This is a genomic window from Acinetobacter sp. YH12233 (assembly GCF_013417725.1).
Classification (GTDB): domain Bacteria; phylum Pseudomonadota; class Gammaproteobacteria; order Pseudomonadales; family Moraxellaceae; genus Acinetobacter.
In genome coordinates, this window is sequence record NZ_VPDK01000081.1 from 1 (window position 1) to 2048 (window position 2048).

The following is a 2048-nucleotide window of genomic DNA, read 5'->3' on the forward strand; positions in this document are numbered from 1 at the left end:
AACGCATTTCGTATAAGGTGTATTATGTTAATTTTAGATAAACTATAGAATCCATTAGTTTTTAAACCAATAAATTAAATATTTTATGGAACTCCAGAATATTTATTCAGGCGATACTTAAGCAATAAGGGTAGGGTGATTACATAAAGTATTGCAGCTAATGCCCATACCATTCCAGGAGCTGATGCCTGAGTCATAAAATAGAGGCTAGTAACTAATACAGGACCAATTATAGCCCCCAGACTATTAAAACTGCTTAATAGCCCTTGTAATTCACCTTGTCTTTCATCACTAATACCTCTGGACATCATTGCTTGCAAAGCAGGAACGGCTACTCCACCAAGGGCAAACAATGGTAACAACGCAAAAGGCACCCATTCTTCAACAGCAATAGATAAAAGAAGTAAACCAATTGCATCGCAAGCTATTCCACATAACAACGTATTTTTCTCTCCAAACCTCTTTACCATAGGGGCGATAGCAAAAGCCTGTGCAATAGAATGGCATATTCCATAACTAGCAAGGGAAACACCTGCAATAAATATACTCCAGCCATAACGATCCTGCCCATAGATAACCCATAAAGTTGCGGGGACTTGTGAAACCAATGTGATAATTAAAAAGATACCAAGCAATGGAGCCATATTAGGTTGAGTGATCAAATAGGATAATTTCTTTAATATTGATTGCTCCTGAACCTTCTCAGTCATTTTATTGCTGTGTTTTGATTCTTTTAATAAGACTGCTGTCATTATTAAAAGAATCCCATTCATAAAAGCAGCAGCAAAGAACGGTGCATGTAAGTTCCATTCACCCAAAACTCCACCTATTACCGGACCCGCTATAAACCCAATACCAAAGACAGCTCCAAGGAGACCAAACCTTTTTGCACGCTCATGGGCTGGAGTAATATCTGAAACATAAGCTGTTGCAACAGCCATGTTGGCACCTGTAATTCCCGCAAAAATACGACCAATATATAGCCACAATAGAGAAGGAGCAGCAGCCATTAGGAGATAATCAGCCGTTGCACCAGCAATTGAAATAATTAATACAGGTCGACGTCCAAATCGGTCACTCAACGCTCCAAGGATAGGTGCAAAAATGAACTGCATCAGAGCATACACAGCTAATAAAGCACCATAGTGAACACCGCCTGCTTCAGCTCCAGCCAATGACCGTAATAATTCAGGCAAGATCGGCATAATTAAACCAATCCCAACAGCATCCAGAAATATAGTGATTAAAATCACGCTCAATGATTTCTTCACAAATGCCTTCTCTAGCAATGATAGAATTAATATTCTCTCACACACTCCCTATCAGTGATAGATTTATGAGTAAAAAAGATATTGCACCTCAACGTCTGACACGTGAAATAGTCCTGCGTACCGCATTGGATATGTTGAATGAAGAAGGCATAGATTCAATAACCACACGCAAGCTAGCTCAACGATTGGGTATTAAATCTCCAACTCTATATTGGCATTTCAAGAATAAATCCTTGTTAATGGAAGCAATGGCGGAAACCATTATAAATGAACACCATTTAGTTTCTTTACCCATCGATGGGATGACATGGCAAGATTGGTTGCTCGCTAATTCTGTAAGCTTTCGTCGAGCACTACTAGCTTACCGTGATGGTGCTCGTCTACATGCAAGAACTAGCCCCAGTCAAGGACATTTCAACACGATTGAGGCCCAAGTTGCGCTGTTATCTCATGCTGGGTTTTCTCCTGTTGAAGCAGTTGCATTACTTATGACATTAGGAAGGTTTATTGTTGGGTGGGTCCTTGAGGAGCAGCAAGAAGAAATAAGATCAGACCCACCATTCGAAGCCGATCCAACTATATATCCACTCATGCTCCAAGGAGTGAATACCTTACAAAATATGAATGCGGATGACATTTTTGAAAATGGGATTCGTATGGTGATTATCGGTGCTGAAAGACAACTTGATATTAAAATGCAAACTTAACTCTATACTGCTTTAAGCAACTGTTCTATTTAGTAATAAAGCTTTTATCCTTAATTATTTAACATAATGG

2 protein-coding genes are annotated in these 2048 nt (G+C 39.2%); one reads left to right on the plus strand and one right to left on the minus strand.

The window, feature by feature from the left end; genetic code table 11:
• Positions 1-83 precede the first annotated feature (83 nt).
• Positions 84-1271: a tetracycline efflux MFS transporter Tet(39) gene (tet(39), locus tag FTV12_RS16290; RefSeq protein ID WP_087551687.1), complete on the minus strand. Its 1188-nt coding sequence runs from the start codon at positions 1269-1271 to the stop codon at positions 84-86.
• A gap of 65 nt (positions 1272-1336) precedes the next feature.
• On the opposite strand from tet(39), the gene FTV12_RS16295 reads away from it, so the two are divergent.
• Complete coding sequence (locus FTV12_RS16295) at positions 1337-1978, plus strand: TetR/AcrR family transcriptional regulator C-terminal domain-containing protein (protein ID WP_004787586.1); 642 nt, start codon at positions 1337-1339, stop codon at positions 1976-1978.
• The last annotated feature ends 70 nt before the right edge of the window (positions 1979-2048 follow it).

What these genes read in the sequence shown, in the direction of transcription:
- FTV12_RS16295 (WP_004787586.1), top strand. Translation starts at nt 1,337, where the DNA reads ATGAGTAAAAAAGATATTGCACCTCAACGTCTGACACGTGAAATAGTC.